At 45.8% G+C, this 19,506-nt stretch carries 19 protein-coding genes and 1 pseudogene; 7 read left to right on the forward strand and 13 right to left on the reverse strand.

Translation table 11 applies throughout. The features are described from left to right. The first annotated feature begins 27 nt into the window (after nt 1–27). Complete coding sequence (locus RE628_RS16395) at nt 28–480, forward strand: DUF441 domain-containing protein (RefSeq protein ID WP_309154082.1); 453 nt, start codon at nt 28–30, stop codon at nt 478–480. Nucleotides 481–523: 43 nt separating this feature from the next. Here the strand turns inward: RE628_RS16395 and RE628_RS16400 are convergent, their stop codons facing one another. The 3 genes from RE628_RS16400 to RE628_RS16410 form a co-directional block, all read right to left on the reverse strand. Further along, on the reverse strand, nt 524–1,192 hold the full coding sequence (locus tag RE628_RS16400; protein WP_309154083.1) for an HD domain-containing protein: 669 nt from the start codon (nt 1,190–1,192) through the stop codon (nt 524–526). Nucleotides 1,193–1,283: 91 nt separating this feature from the next. Continuing rightward, nucleotides 1,284–3,032: an ABC transporter ATP-binding protein gene (locus RE628_RS16405; RefSeq protein ID WP_309154084.1), complete on the reverse strand. Its 1,749-nt coding sequence runs from the start codon at nt 3,030–3,032 to the stop codon at nt 1,284–1,286. A 58-nt stretch (nt 3,033–3,090) separates the two neighbouring features. After that, complete coding sequence (locus RE628_RS16410; RefSeq protein ID WP_309154085.1) at nt 3,091–4,029, reverse strand: phosphotransferase family protein; 939 nt, start codon at nt 4,027–4,029, stop codon at nt 3,091–3,093. A gap of 185 nt (nt 4,030–4,214) precedes the next feature. Between RE628_RS16410 and RE628_RS16415 the strand changes: the two genes are divergently transcribed. After that, nucleotides 4,215–4,727 (forward strand): ADP-heptose synthase, encoded by a 513-nt coding sequence (locus RE628_RS16415; RefSeq protein ID WP_309154086.1) that lies wholly within the window; start codon nt 4,215–4,217, stop codon nt 4,725–4,727. A gap of 86 nt (nt 4,728–4,813) precedes the next feature. Here the strand turns inward: RE628_RS16415 and RE628_RS16420 are convergent, their stop codons facing one another. Then, nucleotides 4,814–5,113, reverse strand: coding sequence for a HesB/YadR/YfhF family protein (locus tag RE628_RS16420; RefSeq protein WP_309154087.1), 300 nt, complete (start codon nt 5,111–5,113; stop codon nt 4,814–4,816). 553 nt (nt 5,114–5,666) lie between these two features. Between RE628_RS16420 and RE628_RS16425 the strand changes: the two are divergent. Together RE628_RS16425 and RE628_RS16430 are read left to right on the forward strand one after the other, a co-directional pair. Beyond that, nucleotides 5,667–7,411, forward strand: a pseudogene (locus tag RE628_RS16425) (ABC transporter ATP-binding protein). Nucleotides 7,412–7,426: 15 nt separating this feature from the next. Continuing rightward, a complete protein-coding gene (locus RE628_RS16430; protein ID WP_309154088.1) occupies nt 7,427–9,502 on the forward strand; it encodes an ABC transporter ATP-binding protein in 2,076 nt (691 codons plus the stop codon). Between the two features lie 136 nt (nt 9,503–9,638). On the opposite strand, the gene RE628_RS16435 is transcribed toward RE628_RS16430, so the two are convergent. After that, nucleotides 9,639–11,336 (reverse strand): MFS transporter, encoded by a 1,698-nt coding sequence (locus tag RE628_RS16435; RefSeq protein ID WP_309154089.1) that lies wholly within the window; start codon nt 11,334–11,336, stop codon nt 9,639–9,641. Nucleotides 11,337–11,542: 206 nt separating this feature from the next. On the opposite strand from RE628_RS16435, the gene RE628_RS16440 reads away from it, so the two are divergent. Further along, nucleotides 11,543–12,112, forward strand: a complete 570-nt coding sequence (locus tag RE628_RS16440) for a TetR/AcrR family transcriptional regulator (RefSeq protein ID WP_309159485.1) — start codon at nt 11,543–11,545, stop codon at nt 12,110–12,112. Between the two features lie 81 nt (nt 12,113–12,193). Here RE628_RS16440 and RE628_RS16445 read toward each other — a convergent pair whose 3' ends face one another. Next, the gene (locus RE628_RS16445; protein ID WP_309154090.1) at nt 12,194–13,111 is read right to left on the reverse strand and encodes an S-layer homology domain-containing protein; all 918 of its coding nucleotides are present in this window, start codon (nt 13,109–13,111) and stop codon (nt 12,194–12,196) included. Between the two features lie 137 nt (nt 13,112–13,248). After that, complete coding sequence (locus RE628_RS16450; RefSeq protein WP_309154091.1) at nt 13,249–13,587, reverse strand: BC1872 family protein; 339 nt, start codon at nt 13,585–13,587, stop codon at nt 13,249–13,251. Between the two features lie 191 nt (nt 13,588–13,778). Between RE628_RS16450 and RE628_RS16455 the strand changes: the two genes are divergently transcribed. Next, nucleotides 13,779–14,435 carry a CatB-related O-acetyltransferase gene (locus RE628_RS16455; RefSeq protein ID WP_309154092.1) on the forward strand — a complete coding sequence of 219 codons (657 nt, stop codon included), beginning with the start codon at nt 13,779–13,781 and terminating at the stop codon, nt 14,433–14,435. 109 nt (nt 14,436–14,544) lie between these two features. Here RE628_RS16455 and RE628_RS16460 read toward each other — a convergent pair whose 3' ends face one another. Together RE628_RS16460 and RE628_RS16465 are read right to left on the reverse strand one after the other, a co-directional pair. Continuing rightward, a complete protein-coding gene (locus RE628_RS16460) occupies nt 14,545–14,997 on the reverse strand; it encodes a hypothetical protein (RefSeq protein ID WP_309154093.1) in 453 nt (150 codons plus the stop codon). Nucleotides 14,998–15,135: 138 nt separating this feature from the next. Continuing rightward, complete coding sequence (locus RE628_RS16465; protein ID WP_309154094.1) at nt 15,136–16,122, reverse strand: CobW family GTP-binding protein; 987 nt, start codon at nt 16,120–16,122, stop codon at nt 15,136–15,138. 215 nt (nt 16,123–16,337) lie between these two features. On the opposite strand from RE628_RS16465, the gene RE628_RS16470 reads away from it, so the two are divergent. After that, nucleotides 16,338–16,853: a MogA/MoaB family molybdenum cofactor biosynthesis protein gene (locus tag RE628_RS16470; protein WP_309154095.1), complete on the forward strand. Its 516-nt coding sequence runs from the start codon at nt 16,338–16,340 to the stop codon at nt 16,851–16,853. 166 nt (nt 16,854–17,019) lie between these two features. Here RE628_RS16470 and RE628_RS16475 read toward each other — a convergent pair whose 3' ends face one another. Genes RE628_RS16475 through RE628_RS16490 form a run of 4 tightly spaced genes read right to left on the reverse strand, consistent with a single transcriptional unit; the run spans nt 17,020 to nt 19,492 of the window. Next, nucleotides 17,020–17,490: a hypothetical protein gene (locus tag RE628_RS16475; protein ID WP_309154096.1), complete on the reverse strand. Its 471-nt coding sequence runs from the start codon at nt 17,488–17,490 to the stop codon at nt 17,020–17,022. Nucleotides 17,491–17,501: 11 nt separating this feature from the next. Then, nucleotides 17,502–17,960, reverse strand: a complete 459-nt coding sequence (gene fosB / locus RE628_RS16480; RefSeq protein ID WP_309154097.1) for a metallothiol transferase FosB — start codon at nt 17,958–17,960, stop codon at nt 17,502–17,504. A gap of 48 nt (nt 17,961–18,008) precedes the next feature. Then, nucleotides 18,009–18,677, reverse strand: coding sequence for an amidase (locus tag RE628_RS16485; protein WP_309154098.1), 669 nt, complete (start codon nt 18,675–18,677; stop codon nt 18,009–18,011). Then, the gene (locus tag RE628_RS16490; RefSeq protein ID WP_309154099.1) at nt 18,674–19,492 is read right to left on the reverse strand and encodes an amidase family protein; all 819 of its coding nucleotides are present in this window, start codon (nt 19,490–19,492) and stop codon (nt 18,674–18,676) included. Before RE628_RS16490 ends, RE628_RS16485 begins: the two co-directional genes overlap by 4 nt. Nucleotides 19,493–19,506 lie beyond the last annotated feature (14 nt).

Raw genomic sequence — 19,506 nt, forward strand, 5'->3', positions numbered from 1 at the left:
CATGCATTTTATTAAGGAGAGCTTGCTATGAATCAGATTGATATCACTTCATTGCTACTGTTATTGATGGCAGCACTCGGAATTTTTAGCAGCAATATGCCGATTACCGTGGCAATGATCGTATTACTCCTGCTACGGGTGCTTCATATGCAGTTCATGTTCCCATGGTTGGAAAAGTACGGCCTTACGATCGGGATTATCGTATTGACGATCGGTGTGATGACCCCAGTCGCCAGCGGTAAACTCTCATTGCAGACGTTATGGTCATCCTTCTTCAATTGGAAGTCGATCCTTGCGATGGGTGTCGGAATGCTCGTAGCCTGGTTAGGAGGTCGCGGAGCTGCTCTGATGGGGAATCAGCCTACGATTGTCGCCGGACTACTGATCGGCACTGTGCTCGGAGTTGCCTTCTTCCGTGGCGTTCCCGTCGGCCCCCTTATCGCAGCGGGCATTCTCTCACTCTTGATTGGCAAAATGTAAACAGCAAGCAGGCCTCTGGAAGTTCATCCAGAGGCCTGTTTTTTTATACTTCTCCTGACCACTCACGATAGAAACGGTCTACATATTGTTCCATGTACGTGTGTCTTTCTGCCGCAATTTGTTTCGCGGATTCTGTATTGATCAGACTATTCAATTTAAGCAGCTTCTCATGAAAATGATTGATTCCCGTACTTTTCTCTTGCCTATATTGCTCTGTGGTCATCTCGCTTCGTGGAGGGATTTGTGGGTCATGGATGGGATGCCCCTTCACCCCCGCATATAAGAAGGCCCTCGCAATAGCAATAGCCCCTATGGCATCGATCCGATCGGCATCCTGGACAACTTGACCTTCCAAAGTACGCATCGGTGGATTCTTTCCAGCATTGTAGGATAGATTGGATATGATCTCAATAATGTGCTCCTGGTCCGCACCCTTAAAGCCATGCTGTGAAAGCCAGTCGTTGACCTTGTCTAATCCAGCCTGCTTCGAGACATTAAGCTTCTCATCCGCAACGTCATGAAGTAATGCAGCGACCGTGCAAATGAATTCATCCGCCTTCTCGGATCGGGACAGCCGCTTGACCATTTGAACAACCCTCTGGATATGCCACCAGTCATGCCCGGTCTGGTCATGCTCCAATTCCGCACGGGCAAATTGCTCTGCCTCTCGGATCATCTGTTCTTGGAGGTCGGTCAACTCTTTAGTTTCCATGTATTATTGCCCCTCTCACCCTGAATAATCGCCAAACTTACGTTCGCAAGTTCATACACTTATAAAATCTGTAAATGTAACAATAAGTGCTCTAAGCATTCAAATTCTGAATATTGTACAGTTGAGAGTAGACACCGTCTGTTTGCATCAGTTCTTCATGAGTTCCACGTTCAGCGACTGTACCATCCTTCATAACGATGATCTGATCAGCATGTGTAATCGTGGATAGTCGATGCGCCACAATCAGGGTTGTTCTACTCTTGGACAATTGCTGTAACGACTGTTGAATTAAATGCTCGGATTCCAGATCGAGTGCTGATGTCGCTTCATCCAGAATGAGGACCGGTGGGTCCTTTAAGAACACACGAGCGATTGCGATCCGTTGCTTCTGGCCGCCTGATAGCTTAACGCCGCGTTCCCCTACTTCTGTATCATAGCCTTGTGACAGGTTCATAATGAATTCATGAGCATTGGCCGCTTTCGCTGCAGAAATGACGGACTCCTCGTCTGCCTCCGGGTTTCCAAGCATAATGTTATCCCTGACTGTGCCACTGAACAGGAAATTATCCTGTAGTACCATACCAACCTTGCTACGCAGGCTCTCCATCGTCCACTGTCGTACATCTTGGCCGCCTACGATCACAGAACCCTTCTGAATATCATAGAACCGCGGGATCAAGCCAACTAATGACGATTTACCACCACCGCTCATCCCGACGAATGCAACTGTCTGCCCTGGATTCACCTGCAGTGAAATATCTTTAAGCACCCAGCCGCCATCCTCTTGATATTTGAACCATACATTTTGAAAAGCTACAGAATGGCTTCCTTTCGGCAATTCTACAGCATGCTTATCATCTGTCATATCATAAGGCTCGTCCAGCAATTCCAGCACACGCTCCCAGGATGCCGAGGCTTGAGTCAGAATTGTCGAGGAGTTAATCAACCGCTTCAGAGGCCCGTATAAGCGATCTAAATACCCGAAGAAAGCTATGAAGGTTCCTAACGTCAAATGACCTTGAATAACCTGGTAGCCTCCGTAACCGATGACGAGCAGAGGAGCAATATCCGTCAACGTATTAATAACGGCGAATGTCCATGCATTCCAACGACTGTGAGCCATTGCCTTGTTCAGGTATTTTCCGTTGATCACCTCGAATTGCTTACGATCATGCTTCTCTAACGCGAAGCTGCGAATGACCGAGATCCCTTGAATCCGCTCGTGGAGATAAGCCTGAATATCAGCTAGAGCCGCCGAACGGTCCTTCGTCAGTTTTTTCAAGCGCTTGTACAGCACTTTAACCGCGATCGCATACAGTGGAAAGATAGATATCGAGACGATGGTCAACATCGGATTCAAATAAAACATGAAGCCGAGTACGAACACCAGCGTGAAGGTATCCAGCCACACATTCATCATGCCGACCTCGACAATATTCTTCGTTTGCTCTGCGTCGTTAATGAAGCGAGAGATAATCTCTCCCACCTTTGTATTTTGATAATATTTAAGCGACAAGCGCTGCAAATGACTGTACAGCTTATTGCGCAAATCGTACAAAATTTTGGCTGTAATGAACTGAGCGAAATATTGCCTTGCATATTCCACTGGGCTGCGGACAATGACGAACAGTACGAAGGTAATCCCAAGTATGATCATCAACTGCGAAACTCTATGATCAATGTCCATAGCCCCGTTCATCAGAATGTCGTCTACTACATATTTCTGCACCAAAGGCAGCAATGATGGAATCCCGAATTTCAGCATCCCAATAATTAGAGTTAATATGATCCACTTCGTATACGGCTTTACAAACTTAAAATAGGACTTCCAAAACTTCAAATTCTGCACATCCCTCATGTCGTCTTTCTAGATATAAAATCTTACAGTTCTATCCTTATTACAATCTTGCAGACAGAGACTCCGCATATTCGTCTATCCGAGCTGAAATGATTTGCGGATTCAGACCGGTGAAGCCAAGGTCAATCCAGCCCTGATATACCTCTGGCGGTCCCCACAAAAAGTCGGTCAAACTTAGCATATCCCAGTAGCAGTCTGTAACCTCCTCTGTACTTCCCGGACTGTGCAAATAAGCCTCAAGAAATGCATCAGCAGTCTTGACGCCATACAGCTGCACGAGATTTACACGGCAATGCCCTGTGTCAATCCCTGCCGGGCCATAGCAGCAGTTGACCCAATCCACTATACCGCTTACCTTACCATTCTCCCAAAGTACATTTGTCGGATGATAGTCGCGATGAATCAAGCGAGGCATATATGCTGGAACATCCCCTTGAACCCGCTTGATGATCTTCCCCCATGCCTCTGGAGAATTGGTCCAATCAGGGATCTGTAAAGCAGAGATATTATTGTATGAAAAGTACTTCCACTTCATCGGAGTTGTATCTGCACCGTGCAGCCCTGCCAATGCTCCAGCAAGTCCATCAAGCCAGCCTTGCATCTCCAGCGGCCGCAAAATAACCTCGCCATCTAACCGTGTCATCAAAACTGAAGGGATGCCACAGAACTCACCGGTAAAATCTCCTGCAATCCACTGCGGTGAAGGAACACCGGCTTCATAAGCTCTATTTAATGCCACTGATTCATGCTCTGCGAGATCCGGCTCACTTTCCAACCACTCGTGATCTGTGAATTGTCTAAGTACATATTCGTGCGTTTCTCCATGCTTCGAACCTTTTATTCGAAACACAGCTGAAGAGACACCTCCCTTCAAGGCGTTGACCTGCTCGATCGCCGAACCCGGCCCCGCCTGCTGCTGAAGCCATTGCAATGTTGCCTCCGATAGTAACTGCCTGGCGTTATTTTCAAGTGAGCTCATCCTATTTCTCCTTTGTTTCCAGTTTTTTAGGAGAGGACTGTATTTGCCCTGACAATAATGATATACTCCTAATAATATCAAGATATTGTCTTCACGCTTCGCTTATAGAGAAGGTTCAAAACTAGGCTTTTTGAACATGTACTTCATAGCAGATGAAGACAAGTTGCCGCATTAGGAGGAGAATCATGTCACGTAGATTTGTCATTGAAGCCGTGATGGTGGCGATTTACGGAGAATTGTTAATACCACCTACACCTGTGGAGTATATCGTTCCCTACAGTACGATCATGGAACTATATGAATTCCAGAATAGTCAGGAACCATTAATGCATGATCCCGCTGACGATCTGCATGTCAAACATAAAATAAATGAGCTTATCACTTATTTAGAAGAGCCGCTTAATCGTAAAAAAATCGAACGTGCTCTAAGTATCCCCTGGTCCAAAAGTCCTTCCATCCTTTTTGGCGACAATATTGCATGGACTATCGTCAATGCGATCGATAACGAACGCTACGGCGAATTTCTTGACCCCATTGAAACGGAGATCATTCTTACCGCCTTACGGGAGCAGGTACCAATTCTATCTGACCAGATTGAGCTCATCCGTCGTATTGTCGAAGCGGAGATCCCTGTCCAAGTATTCGATATCGGAGATTTCGACTATGCCATAGAGGACAGTATTTTCTATAACCAGTAAGTACAATGATAAGCATGATCTAACAAGGCCCGCCTATAGCGGGCCTTGTTTACATCTTGAATCCGAATTCCTAGTCAGCAGAGCAATTATTTAGATTCAATTGCTTCATATTCATACTCGATATCGCTGGAGCTCGCATTATAAGTAACATTGAAATGATAACCTTCCAAATACCATAAATCCCGCTCTTCCATATAGAACTTGATACCCCCGGCTTCAGTCAGCAATCCTGGAGCCGTCGGTGCGTTAACTTCAATCCCAAGTGAGAATCCAGGATGTACCCCTCCGCCTGAGCTATAACGGGGAAAAAATCGAATGGCTTGCCCTTTTTGCAAGTCAAGTTCCTGTTTAAACCACTCAGCGGCTTCGTTTGTAATATTTAGCATAGCTTTTTCCCTCCTATCATGTTTATTGTAGATGAATCTGTCCACAAAGCCAAACAAAAAAAATGAATTGACACATTTGCAAAACCGATGATAAAATCGTCAAAGTAAACTATTACCAAATCAGAAAGGGTGAAATTCGGTGCAAATCATTTTTCCTAATCCCGTATTTATGGATACGGACCGTCATCAACTGAATACCGAAGTAGCCCTGCAGGTTCGAATGGATTAACTAACTCCCTTGTCTTTTTATCAATGGATACATTTAATCGACCATATCGCGACGGCTGCTTCATCTTTTGAAGAGCGCTAGCGATATATGCGGAGATCTATAAGGCATATCGTCTACGGACGGTATGTCTTTTTTTTGAGATAAGAAAGCATTTACACAATCACGTCCACATCCTTATCTCGCAAGAAAACCTACCTTTGGATTGATGGCATTCAACTTTGAAGACATCAATGGGTTTTCTTAAGGTTTCCCTCACCTGCAGAGCGAAAGAGCTGAGAACAAACAATAACATCTGTACTTTGAGAGTTAGGAGGAAACCTGAACATGTTTTCTGTATTAAAAAATTTAGGCTGGTTCTTCGGACGGAAAAAAAGCGTTATCTGATAGGAGTGACCTTCCTGATCCTTGTCGGCATTGTAGAGCTTGCTCCGCCCCGCCTACTTGGAAGCGCCATTGATGAAATCGTCACCGGCTCCATTACTTGGGGCTCGCTGACCAAATATATACTACTCATCCTCGGCATACTGGCATTTATCTATATGATCACTTACGTATGGATGCACAAATTGTTCGGTGGTTCCAATCTAGTCGAACGGCTGCTACGTACTCGGTTCATGAATCATCTACTGCGGATGACGCCGCCGTTCTTCGAGCGCAGCCGTACAGGCGATCTAATGGCCCGGGCGACGAATGACCTGCGTGCTGTATCGACGACCGTTGGCTTCGGAATGCTGACCTTGACGGATTCCACGGCTTATTTAACCACTATCTTGGTAGCCATGGGAACACTCATCAGCTGGAAGCTGACACTTGCAGCCATCCTCCCTCTGCCATTCATTGCACTAGCAATGAAAATATATGGGAAGATCATTCACGAACGTTACACACTCGCACAGGATGCATTTGGCGACATGAACGACCAAGTCTTGGAATCGGTTGCTGGCATCCGCGTCATCCGCGCCTATGTACAGGAACGTAATGACGAGCAAAGATTCGAAGATATTACGAATGATGTCTATAACAAAAACCTAGCTGTTGCTAAGCTCGATGCTTATTTCGAACCAACCATCCGCCTGTTCGTTGGGCTGAGCTATGCCATCGGCCTAACTTATGGGATCTACCTTGTGTTCCAGAATGAATTGACCCTGGGTGATCTTGTCTCCTTCAATATGTACCTTGGGATGATGATCTGGCCGATGTTCGCAATCGGCGAACTGATCAACATTATGCAGCGCGGCGGAGCCTCGCTGGATCGGGTGAATGAGACACTGAATGTCAAGCCTGACGTACAGGACGTCGATAATCCGGTACATGTGGAGTCCCCAGACAGTATACAATTTAAAAATGTCACCTTCCGCTACCCTACTTCCACGGTGGATAATCTCGATCAGATCGATCTGGCGATCCGGCGTGGCGAGACGCTCGGTATCGTTGGCAGAACGGGCAGCGGTAAATCAACCTTACTGAAGCAAATTCTGCATGAGTATCCGCTTGGAGACGGGGAAATTACGATTTCCGACGAACCGCTCCAGAACATTGCCCTTGACCAATTGCACGGCTGGATCGGCTATGTTCCTCAGGAACAGATTCTGTTCTCCAAGACGGTGCGACAGAATATCCAATTTGGCTTGCCGAATGCACCGGATGAGCAAATTATGGAGGCTATACGAACCGCCGCCTTTGATCAGGATCTAGGAACCTTATCCGATGGACTGGACACCTTAGTCGGAGAGAAGGGCGTGGCCCTCTCTGGCGGACAGAAACAGCGCGTATCGTTGGCTAGAGCATTTATCGCTGACCCTGACATTCTCATACTGGACGATGCCCTGTCTGCGGTAGATGCCCGAACCGAAGCACGCATCATTGATAATATACGGAGCAAACGCTCCGGGAAGACGACACTTATCTCCACCCACCGCCTGTCTGCTATTGAACATGCTGACTGGATCGTCGTGCTGGAGAAAGGACGAATCGTAGAGCAAGGTACCCATGAGACGCTGTTGCAAGAAGGCGGCTGGTACCTAGAACAATACGAACGTCAACAGGTGGAATCAAGCCTGGATGACTAGGAGGTATCTAGAAAATTGCGCACCAATGTGGCTAAATCACTTTTTAAATATGCCTTAACGGCAAAAAATACTTTTATACTCGCACTTATCATGCTAGCCATCGGCGTAGCTGCCGATTTGGCTGGCCCGTTCATCGCCCGCTCTATGATCGACGATCATATGCTTGCCATTGAACGACCATTCTTCGAGACGAACAATCCAGGAGGATCGGAGACCGTCAAATTTGATGGCCGATACTATAAGCGCGGCGATCGTTTCTTAGATGGAGAAGCTAAAGGAAACGAAGTACGTCTGCTTCAAGTAGGCACCTCCTTTATCCTCGTCGAGCAATCGCTCGCTGATATATCGGGGAAACGAAGCTATCAAGATGGAATTCTGACTTTCGATAAGAATGGAGAAATTCAGCAATACCCTGGACAGAAATTAAAGTCCTCGGAGCTGTTTGCCTTCTACAAACCTGAAGTACCCGGGATCATTCAACTGGTCGGCTTGTATCTCGTCTTCCTTGCGATCTCCATCGTCATGGAATTCGGCAAAACTTATTGGCTGCAGTCTTCGGCCAACAAAGTCATCCGGAAGCTGCGCATGGATGTGTATGCACATATCCAGCGCCTTCCAGTGCACTTCTTTGATAATTTGCCAGCCGGGAAAGTAGTATCACGGGTTACGAATGATACCGAAGCTGTGAAGGACTTATTCATCGCGGTATTATCTAACTTCTTCTCCGGGGTCATTAATATGATTGGTGTCTATATAGCCTTATTCTTACTTGACTTCCGCTTAGGGCTGATCTGCTTGTTCGTCGTCCCTGTCATTTGGGCTTGGGTTGTACTATACCGCAAATTCGCAACCAAATATAATACGATCATTCGCTCCCGTCTGAGTGAGATCAACGCGATCATCAATGAGTCAATTCAGGGCATGTCGATCATCCGGATCTTCCGCCGCGAAGCGCAAACGAAGGAAGAGTTCGAGAATTTGAACAATGACTATATGAAATATCAGAACAAAATGCTTAATCTTAATGCATTGACCTCACATAACCTGGTTAACGTGATCCGCAGCCTCTCCTTCGCCGTTGTACTGTGGTTCTTCGGTTCGGAGCAGCTTAGCGGGGCTGGTATTATCTCGCTCGGTGTCCTCTACGCTTTCGTTGACGTTCTGGGCAGGTTGTTTCAGCCGATCACGGGGATGGTTAACCAGCTCGCTGCGCTGGATTCCTCCATGGTATCCGCCGGAAGAGTGTTTGAGCTTATGGATGAGCCTGGCGAAGCAGTGACAGACGGTTCAATGCCTCGTTATAAGGGAAATGTGGAATTTAATGATGTATCGTTTGCTTATAAACGTGATTATGTCTTGAAAAATATATCCTTCGAGGCCAAGCAAGGTCAGACGATTGCCCTGGTTGGTCACACCGGTTCCGGCAAGAGCTCAATCATCAACCTGCTGTTCCGTTTCTACGATCCGCAGAAAGGTACGATTACGATTGACGGGCAGCCAATTAAGGATCTCCCGAAGCAGTGGATCAGACAGCATATGGGCATCGTACTGCAGGATCCGTATCTGTTCACCGGTACGATTGCCTCTAACGTCAGTCTCGGTGATGAGCATATCTCCCGCGAACGGATAGAGAAAGCGCTGGAGGATGTTGGAGCCACGCGCATTCTGGCACATCTCAAAAATGGGCTGAATGAACCTGTTGTGGAGAAAGGCAGCACGTTATCCGCGGGCGAACGGCAGTTGATCTCCTTCGCGCGAGCGCTGGCTTTCGATCCGGCGATTCTGATTCTCGATGAAGCTACGGCTAACATCGACACCGAGACCGAAGCCCTCATTCAGGAGGCGCTGGAGGTGCTGAAGCGCGGGCGCACGACATTCATCATCGCGCATCGCCTGTCGACTATCCGCAGCGCTGACCAGATTCTGCTGCTACATCGAGGCGAAATCGTAGAGCGCGGTACTCACGAAGAACTGTTGGCCAAGGGCGGACGCTACTATCAGATGTACCGCCTGCAACACGGATCGAGCGATCCACAAGCATCGCAACCGACCGCTCCTAGCGCTGCCTCATCTGCTTCAGCGTTAGTGTAATGCTTAAGGTTTGAACCACAAGGCTAGCGACAATATTACTTAAAAAGAGCAAGTATCAAGGTACTACCACCTCGGTACTTGCTCTTCATGTTTGATATAAATGTCTTGAACTTCCTATTATATTTTCTGTATCATTTCACAGTTCCATCGTCGAACGATCCGTAGACCTGCCCGAATCTTTTTTTGCTCTGCGCTTATCGCTCATCCAGGCAAAAATAATTCCAGGTAATAGCATCAGGCTAGCGTAAATATAGGAATGACGAAAGCCATTGACTGAGGCTTGCTGCATATCGGCCCCAGCTGATGTAAGCAATAGCTGCACTTCCTTCATCTGATCGTCCCTGGCCGAGGCAAATGCCTTTTGCTGTTCTGGATCAAGCTTGGATACTGCTGTCTCCAGCCCCTTCGCAATCTGACCAGCCACCTCCTCTTCTTGAAGCTCGCTTGCTGATCCTATCTGCATGCTGTTTCCTAATTCATCCACTATTGTAACGAGAACCTCTTTGACAATAGGCATTAGCCGTTGATTCTCCTCCACTTGCTCCAGAATACGCACCTTTGTGGTTTGCATTTCACCACCTATGCTTTGCTGCAGCAAGGTAACGATGACGGCCACCCCCAATACACTACCGATCGATTTAGTCATATTCATAATACCAGATGCTATACCTACCTTCTCTTCAGGTACATGACGGATTCCAGCGGACATAACCGGCGGCATCGTCAAGCCGACGCCAATTCCGGCGATAAATAATCGAATTAGAACATCGCTTAATGGGGACTGAGCAACCAAATTACTCATAGCGTAAATGGCACCAAAAATGACTACAACCCCCGCTGCCCCAAACCAACGGCTGCCGTATTTGTTAGATAACGTCCCTGATACCGCCGAACTGACGATGGATCCAGCAGCCAATATGGATAAGACAAGTCCTGCCTTTAACTCCGTCAATCCCATTTCCCGGGTCAGGAAAAAGGATGTCAGCAAGGTTAGGTTGGATAAGGCTGCGCCAAGTATAAACATCGTCAGTGAAGTTCCGTTAAACTCCTTGATTTTCAGCAGCGCTAGCGGAAGCATCGGATCCTTTCCCCGCGACTGCAAATAGAAGAATAAAGCAGCAAATATCAGCCCAGAGCCGATCAACGAATAGAATTGGACTGAATTCCAGCCATAATCATTCGCCTTAATAAAAGCGTAAGTAATTAGTAGCATACCGGCGGTAATAGACAGCATGCCGCTATAATCAACCCTCTTACCTGCCGTTTCATCACGCGATTCTTTAATAAATAGGATAGTCAACAAGATGCTTATCAGACCCAGCGGAACATTTACATAGAAAATCCACTGCCAATTCAGTTTTTCCGTTAAGATCCCGCCTAGCGATGGCCCGCTAGCAGCAGCAAGTCCCGCGATCGCTCCCCATATACCGATGATCATTCCATGCTTCTCTTTTGGAAAAGTCGTCGTCGTGAGTGGGATCGTTACCGGCACAATGATTGCTCCGGCCAGCCCCTGAATCACTCTGAACAAAATTAGCATACCTAGTGAGCCGGAAAGTCCGGCAAGCAAAGAAGACAACGTAAACAACACCAATCCCAGAATAAATATTTTTTTGCGTCCGAACTGATCTGCTAGTCTTGACGCCGTCAAAATAAGTGCGGCAAATGCTAAATTATAACCGTTCATAACCCAAGAAATCTGCGAAACCGTGCCTCCGAAATAGCGCGTCATTTCAGGTAGGGTAATATTCACTATCGTTGTATCCAGTAAGGCCATAAAATATCCTAGCAAAATGGCGGCAAATGCCAACACAGCTCTCATACGTCCATTCATCTCTCACACCCCTTTTATAATATGAACTAAAGTTCACTTTTTGATTATATGAACTTTAGTTCATATTTGTCAATATAATTATGAACTAAAGTTCACGTTTTCATTGACAAGCTTCCTATTCTCACCTAAAATCGTTGTTACAAAGGGGGCAATGTAGAAGTGACAGAGAACGAGAGTAAAGTCCGAATACCCGGCAAGAACGGAGCATCAAGACGAAAGAAGCCATTATACAAGCTGCGATGGAGCTTTTCTCCGAGAAAGGCTATCATGGTACCAACACGAAAGAGATCGCTGCTTCGGCAGGTGTATCCACCGGCAGCTTCTATTCTTATTACAAAGACAAACGAGCCGTATTTTTAGATTCACTTATTATTTATAATAATACGCTCGTTGAGCGAATCGATACCTATCTCGACGGAGTGGACTTCCAGTCCATGGACAAGATTGATTTTATTCGGGAGGTTATCGATAGCCTGATTTTCTCTCACAAGGTGTTTACCGAGTTCCACAAGGAATTGGCCGTAATGTATAATTCAGATCCTGAAGTTCAAGCACTTATGGATACACAATTTGATTTCGGTCGCCGTAAAACTTTGGATTATCTACTAAAGAACTCTCAGGGACTCAAAGTGGACAATATAGAAGCCGCTTCTGTCATCGTATTCGAGACACTGAACAGAGTCGTAGATATCATCGTCTTCTCTCCGCAAACTTCCGATGTCGAACAGCTGAAAACCGAACTTGCGAAAATGCTCGTAACTTATTTATATAAATAAATAAGATTCCTAAAAATGAAAAATGCAAAACAACGCAGCCCTGATCAGGCTGCGTTGTTTGCGTCTGTGTTATCCAATTGTTTATTTGAACCGTTTAAGCTCCGTCGGTGATGTATCCTGAACCAGCTTTACCTTGTAAGAACTTGCAATGTAGGTTTCCGTTTTGGTCGTCGTAATGACCTGTGGGTACATTTGCCCCGGCTTGGGAGAGAGCAGCTCATAATAGATAGTCGCTACCTGATCCTTACCGAACTCCACCTTCGTTACTGTAATCCCGTATCCTGGGTTCGGCTGACTCTCACGCTGCAGAATTACTTTGTTGATCTGGTCATTCACTTTTTCCACACTATACGTGACTTCGTCCTGCATTGGATCATCCGCTTTCCCATGATTATCTACATACTCGCGACTATTGTAAACCCATTTTGCTGCTTCTATTCGGTTAAGAGGCTGTTTGGGGTGGAACTTACCTGCATCATCCAGTGCCGTGATCTTCATAAGCAGCAAAGTCTGAACACTGTTAAAATAACTCGTCGTCACTTCATCGGCATCCTTGACCTGAATAAGCATAGCTACGAGTGGATAATCTCCAGTCGCATGAATACCTTGCTGTAGCAGGAATGCAAATTGCTCTCGCGTAAGCTCCTTACTTACCGAGAAGCCTTGCGGCATCTTAATTTCGTTCTCTTCAGCGATCGCTAGCGACTCATCGTACCAATGCCTATTTTTTGCTGTATTTCTCGAAATTGCCGGACCTTCAGACTTAGCCTTCAATCCAAGTGCCTGAACAATCATATGAACACCCTGTGCCCCAGTCACCTTACCCAGCGGAACGAATTTATCCTGCGATATTCCTTGAATAATTCCTCTGTCCTGCAGGGATTCAACCATCCGTGCATCGTCCCCCTGTACATCATTAAATGCCGATGCCACAGGTATGAGTAGGAGCGACCCGCATAGAAGCGCCGCAACAGCGAGATTCAATTTTCTTCTTTTCACGATAGATCACCTCTGCTCAAATAGACGTACACGGGTGCTAAAGGTTGCACTATTATTCCAGATTTATCCTGCTAGCTCTATGCCTTTTGGGTTCGATCTCCTGCGCCTTCTCGGTCCATCCCACCACTTTGTCATCTCTACTTTTCCCCTAATACAGCTAACAGAGCAGCTTTACATATAGCACTTTCAGTAGTTACATCTACAACGTTAATACTCTCTTTTCCGTCCCTACAAAACGTTGCTTCCCGCTGTTCCCCTTCATTGTTTAAAATGAAAAGCCAACCTTTCTTCTTCATTTCCTTTACAACATCGAATGCCGCATGAACGTCTCTACTATAATCTCTCGGGCAGAACGACGTATTACCTCGTAAGAATCTCCCGGGGCTATGCCTATCAGGTTGATACTCAAAAACCTCTAAGGCCACGGCATAATTTAATTTTCCAAATTCAAAGTCTAATATATTTTCAGGTATCATACTTCTCCCTCCTTCTCTATTACTTTCTACTGTGAGTTTGACCCGCGGATATTTCGTCTGTTAAAATCAAGACTACAAAAGGAAGAGGATGAGGACGATGGTTCGTCGTTTGAAACGGTTTAAAAATGTTGCTATTGCACTAAGCTTCTAAGTAAAAAGTGATTCATACTACTTAGAAGCGAGGAAAAATAATGAAACAACATCGATTTGACCACTGGTCTGAAATAAAGTATCTAAAGGAAATTGTCACCAACCCAATGATTACAGTAGGGGAATACTCCTACTATTCTGGTTATTACGATAATCATGATTTTGAAGATGGCTGCGTAAGATACCTATGGGGAGATGAAAAATCAAGAGCGTTATTTAATCCCATCCAAGACTATGGTTGGCATATAGATAAGTTGATTATTGGAAATTACGTATGCATAGCAAGTGGTGTAACTATTTTAATGGGTGGAAATCACAATCATCATCCTGAATGGATTACCGTGTATCCATTTGTGGAGCACATTGAAACTTCTTACAAACCTAAAGGGGATACAATCATTGAAAGTGATGCCTGGATTGGTATGAATGCAATGATTATGCCCGGTGTGACAATAGGTGAAGGTGCCATCGTTGCTGCAGGATCGGTTGTTGCAAAAGATGTCCCACCATATACAATAGTAGGTGGTAACCCTGCTAAAGAATTAAAGAAGCGCTTTACAGACAATGAAATCGAAATGTTAAAAGAAATGCGTTGGTTCGATTGGGAACGCGAGAAAATTGAACGAGCTAGCTATATCTTGTCAAGTTCTTCTGTTAATCAATTGTATGACTTTTATCAAAGGGAAATAAAAAGTTAACGTATAGTTCCAGCCCCTTCTTAATTAGCTATTAATAAGGGGCTTTTTTTATAGAAAGACATAATTTTCAACTTAATCCGGATAATTGCGGGTAATATTAAGTGTTTTTCTATTTTTCCAAATCGATCTGATTGAATAATTGCTCTGTATATTCCTGCAGTCTGATTTCCATAAGCCTGGCTTCATCACAAAATGTACGCAGCTCCACGATCATCGCCTCTCTGCCCTGCTTGTCAAACGCCTCATGAATCCTCTGCTTGAAGTAATCATGGACAATGTAATTGCGTTGCTTCCAGATAGCCTTCAGTTTCGTCGACTCTTCATCCGTAAAAGAAAAATGATGCTGAATTTCGTTCACCAATTGGCCGAGGGAACTGCTAAGCTTCTTACGAAAGTTCTCATTAAATTGCTCCGCACTCTGCAGATCTCCCTGCGACACCTTCATCACCATGATTAAATTGGCAAGCTGCTGCTCTAGTGCCTGTGAATAGTATACCGCTAGCCCAAAGTAGGTGAACAACTCCTTGGAATTTTCATCCCCCGGTACAAAATTCTCTTTCATAGCGACAATCCCCATATATTTCCTATTATTCTTATATTGTATCGCAACTATAATCGCTATTCCAGAGCTCCTGAACTGGAGAACTGAATCGTCCTCGAATCCGTTCATACGCGTCCTGCACCTGCACTTACTGCACAATTAGGATTGGGATGCTTGATCCTCCAGATTCTTAAGCCCCTCTGCGAGAGCTGTCTTGTCAAAATGCTCCCCGATAAAGACAGCCACATCCGGCACATCTCCCTGCGGATTAATCTTCACGAAGTCTGCCTCCCGGTAAGCATATTGGAACATGAATCGACTTGAAGTGTCGGAGAAATGCAAAATGCCTTTGCCGCGGTACACCTCTCTCGGGAGCTCCTTAATGAACTTCTCAAAATCCAGACTGTTCACTGGACCTGTAAAATAATGCGTATAGACCGTAACATGCTCATGCGAGTGATGGGCCGAATGAGAACCATGATTATGGGATTCATGATCGTGATGACTCTGGGTAAGTGTATCCTTGCCTACAGCAGCATCGCCTCTGCTCAAGATTTGCTCCATATCCACCTCGCACTTCTCTGCTATAACGATTTTGGCGTAGGGATTAAGCCGTTGCAGCAAGGCTTGAAGTTCAGTGCGCTGCTCCGCAGAGACAAGATCGGCTTTATTCAAAATCAGCCACGATCCGCAGCGAATTTGTTCAATCATCAGGCGATAGGTCTTCCCTTGCTGTGCTTCGTACAGTGCTGCCAAATGAGCCGCATCCACCACCGTGATCATCGGGCGGATATCCAGCTTTAGCAATAAAGACGATTCCGAGACCGCATCGAAAATCTCCATCGGGTTGGCTGCTCCCGTTGCTTCTATGATCACAACATCCGGCTGTTCCCCTTGGATCAGCTCATAGAGCTGCATGCTTAGATCGCCGCGAATCGTACAGCATATACAGCCGCCAAGCATCTCCGCCATTGGGATCTCCGGACCAATCATCAGACCATCCAGATTAACCTCACCAATCTCATTCATAATTACGGCCGGCCTAAGCCCCTCATCCTTCCATTTCGCGATTAACCGCTGTAGCAGAGTGGTCTTCCCGCTGCCTAGAAATCCTGACAATATGTAAATAGGTGTTGCTCTATTCATCTTTTTTCCTCGCTCTCTATAAGAGGTTGTTCAAAAAATCCACTTCTGTTAAGAAAGCCGATCTGTTTGAACACACCTATAATGACTCTTGTTCATGAATGCGAGTTTACACCATGCTTAAGAAACGCGCAACTTTCTAGGTTTAATACTTAATGAGAAGATCGAGGAATATGATAAAATAGAAAGATAACATCACGTTAGAGAGGATAATTGATATGATTAGATCAGTCGATGAACATCGCAGCCAATCACCGGAACGTAAGAACTGCCTGATTATTACGGTGTCAGATACCCGGGATAAGAGTAATGACTACAGCGGACAATTTATTCAGAACCTGCTTACAGCCAATGGATATAATATTGTGGATTATACTATCGTCAAAGACGATTACGATGGAATCCGTCAATTACTGCGGCAAGCCGCAGCACACCGTACTATCGATGTCGTCCTACTTAGCGGCGGGACTGGCATCGCCCCGAAGGATATGACTTATGAGGCGGTACGCAGCCTGCTTAACAAAGAGATGCCAGGATTTGGAGAACTATTCCGCCATTTAAGCTTTATTGAAGACATTGGCTCTGCCGCTATCCTTAGCCGGGCGGTCGCTGGTACGATCAGTAGTATGGCCGTCTTCTCCATGCCAGGCTCCCAGGCTGCTGTGAAGCTAGCTATGGAAAAGATCATCATTCCAGAATTACCGCATATTTTGAATGAGATTCATAAGAAATAAAGAACCTGCTAACGACAGAATCCCCCTGCTGGCAACGAGCCAGACAGGGGGATTTTTTTTAGTTATAGCGAATCTTCATTGATCTGTTGTAATACCTGTTGAAATACGTTCTTAAGCTCATCGCTATACTTGCTTTTCTTCTGTCCGCTTGATGCATAGACCAGCGCTACCTTGCCTTTCGTCTCGATAAGGTAAGCTTCATCCTTTGCCGTACCAGGACCATATATTTCAGAAATTTCACGAGCCGTTCCTGTTCACTCGGATACACATTGAGAATCAGAAAATGCCTTGCATCACCATTAATAAAATAATTGTAGCTGATTCCGCCATCCAAGGTTTCAGCATACGTCTCATGGGTAAGTCTGATTCCCCGATTCGCACACTCCGCCTGCAGAGAATTGAGAAGCGAGCCGTTCAGCGTCGTTCCTCTCACCAGTTGCCGATCACTACCTTCTTGATAGCTCTTCATATTGTATCTGTCGAGTTCTTGCTTCACGATCTGCTGCGTGCCTGAACCACAACCGCTAAGGAGCAGCGCAGCTAGCAACGCATTCAAGCCCCATGCTAGGCATCTCATCGGAGTAACCCCTTTCTTATCGAAAGCTAGTCGTCTGTTGATGATGTTAGCATGGCTCATCTACTCGCTATTTATACCAGTTTTTCCCTAATCCGATTTTGATCATCAGACTGATCGTAGAATATCATATGCTCCTTCTCTGCCTTGTAATATTGCAATCGTTCCTTCAGGCTACCCGTATGAAACTCAAACATATGACCATCGGGATCAAGGAAATATATCGAGCGTTTATCCCGCTCATCCCTCTCCCGTCCTGGGAGCAGTGTTACATTCAAAGCGGTCAACCTGGATAACAGCAGCTCATAATCGGATTCTTCTATTGAAAAAGCGATGTGAGTATAACTCCGTTCGGTCGTATTACGTTCAACATTTTCTTGATTCAGAGCAATCCAAATTCCATTCAAATCGAAATAAGCCAGTGTTCTTCCCTTAACTAAAATCTGGGCTTCGAATACTTTCTCATAAAACTCAATGGATCTATACAGATCCGACACAGAAAAGCATAGATGATTAATACCTTGGATTTTCATAACATAGCAAGCTCCTTCAAGTGATGAATTCCACCTTTGAAATAATGGTTACTTCTCACTTAACTGAGGCGGATAACGGTACATCGTCGCCTGTTCATATGCATAGGCCAATTTGATTAAGGTCGGCTCACTAAACGCCTTGCCCGAGAAGACGATTCCGAACGGTCCTTTGGTGGAGTCTCCATCCCCATCGACAACTCCCTGTTCTGAGTAGCCTGCCGGTACAGTGATCAACGGATGGCCTAACCGGGCAGCGATATACATCCCGTCCACATCCCCAGGCAGCAGCAAAGCATCAAGCTCATAGCGCTCCAGAACATAGTCGATTCCCTCTGTGCTCGGGAGATGATTGTACTGTTGTCTCTTCTCCATGTATTCCTGCTCTGTCAACACAGATGCTTCTGCTCTCAACAATGTGTCCTGACCATATTTCAGAGCGATCTCTGCATTTGCTTCATTGTATTCAATCAACTCACGCAAGGAATGCACCTGTGCTGTATCTGGTAGTTGGGCCAAGTAATGATTCAGATCCCGTTTGAACTCATAACAGATCACATCATTATTCCAGTTTTGCTGCTCGACAACAATATCCACGGGATCGATAATAACAGCACCTTCTTGCTTCAAAGTTTCAATCGCTGTCTCCATAATCGCCCGCCGCTCTACGTCCAGCCCCATATAGTAGTGCCTTGGAATACCGATCCTCGCCTGACTCAAATAACCCGCATCCAAAAAAAGGTGTAATCTGTATATGAAAGACCTTCACTCGACATCGTTGCTTGATCCCGTTCATCGGCTCCCGTCAATACGCCTAGAATAATTGCCGCATCCTTAACTGTCTTCGCAATAGGACCTGGGGTATCCTGACTGGCGGATATAGGAATAATTCCGGCACGACTGGCAAGTCCTACCGTCGGCTTAATCCCTACGAGGAAATGCTGACAGGCTGGCCCGATGATCGATCCCGCAGTCTCCGTTCCAATGGCTGCTGTCGCGAAATTAGCCGCAACTGCGGCGGCGGGGCCATTGCTAGAGCCACTGACGAACAACTCACCCGGACCATAAGGATTCAGGACAAGCCCCCCTCGCGAACTATAACCAGCTGGCATATAACTCGACATAAAATTTGACCACTCCGTCATATTCGCTTTGCCCAGAATAATTGCACCAGCTGAGCGAAGCTTTGCGGCAACAGTCGCATCCTGTGATGCCACAGACCCGGCTAAAGCAACTGAACCGGCACTAGTATGCATTTGATCACCAGTATCGATGTTGTCTTTTAGAAGTATGGGAATTCCGTGCAGCATCCCGCGACTTCCGCTATCCTGCCGTTCTCGGTCTAAGCCTCTAGCTATGGATATCGCATCCGGATTAATCTCAAGTACCGCATTAATCTGCGGGTTATATCGGTGAATCCGATCTATGTATTCCGTTACTAACTCCTCGGAAGTAACGTGCCCCTCCTCCATGGCCACCTGCAGCTCCGTAATATCTGCTTCAACAATCCATTCTTGTAAATTCAAACTCATCATATCAACTCCTTTAT

Origin of the sequence: Paenibacillus sp. D2_2, from assembly GCF_031199965.1 — a bacterium.
Classification (GTDB): Bacteria; Bacillota; Bacilli; order Paenibacillales; family Paenibacillaceae; genus Fontibacillus.

Coding starts and splice junctions, on each gene's coding strand:
- RE628_RS16395 (WP_309154082.1), top strand. CDS start 28: ATGAATCAGATTGATATCACTTCATTGCTACTGTTATTGATGGCAGCA.
- RE628_RS16400 (WP_309154083.1), bottom strand. CDS start 1,192: ATGGAAACTAAAGAGTTGACCGACCTCCAAGAACAGATGATCCGAGAG.
- RE628_RS16410 (WP_309154085.1), bottom strand. CDS start 4,029: ATGAGCTCACTTGAAAATAACGCCAGGCAGTTACTATCGGAGGCAACA.
- RE628_RS16415 (WP_309154086.1), top strand. CDS start 4,215: ATGTCACGTAGATTTGTCATTGAAGCCGTGATGGTGGCGATTTACGGA.
- RE628_RS16420 (WP_309154087.1), bottom strand. CDS start 5,113: ATGCTAAATATTACAAACGAAGCCGCTGAGTGGTTTAAACAGGAACTT.
- RE628_RS16435 (WP_309154089.1), bottom strand. CDS start 11,336: ATGAATGGACGTATGAGAGCTGTGTTGGCATTTGCCGCCATTTTGCTA.
- RE628_RS16450 (WP_309154091.1), bottom strand. CDS start 13,587: ATGATACCTGAAAATATATTAGACTTTGAATTTGGAAAATTAAATTAT.
- RE628_RS16455 (WP_309154092.1), top strand. CDS start 13,779: ATGAAACAACATCGATTTGACCACTGGTCTGAAATAAAGTATCTAAAG.
- RE628_RS16460 (WP_309154093.1), bottom strand. CDS start 14,997: ATGAAAGAGAATTTTGTACCGGGGGATGAAAATTCCAAGGAGTTGTTC.
- RE628_RS16465 (WP_309154094.1), bottom strand. CDS start 16,122: ATGAATAGAGCAACACCTATTTACATATTGTCAGGATTTCTAGGCAGC.
- RE628_RS16470 (WP_309154095.1), top strand. CDS start 16,338: ATGATTAGATCAGTCGATGAACATCGCAGCCAATCACCGGAACGTAAG.
- RE628_RS16475 (WP_309154096.1), bottom strand. CDS start 17,490: ATGAGCCATGCTAACATCATCAACAGACGACTAGCTTTCGATAAGAAA.
- fosB (WP_309154097.1), bottom strand. CDS start 17,960: ATGAAAATCCAAGGTATTAATCATCTATGCTTTTCTGTGTCGGATCTG.
- RE628_RS16490 (WP_309154099.1), bottom strand. CDS start 19,492: ATGATGAGTTTGAATTTACAAGAATGGATTGTTGAAGCAGATATTACG.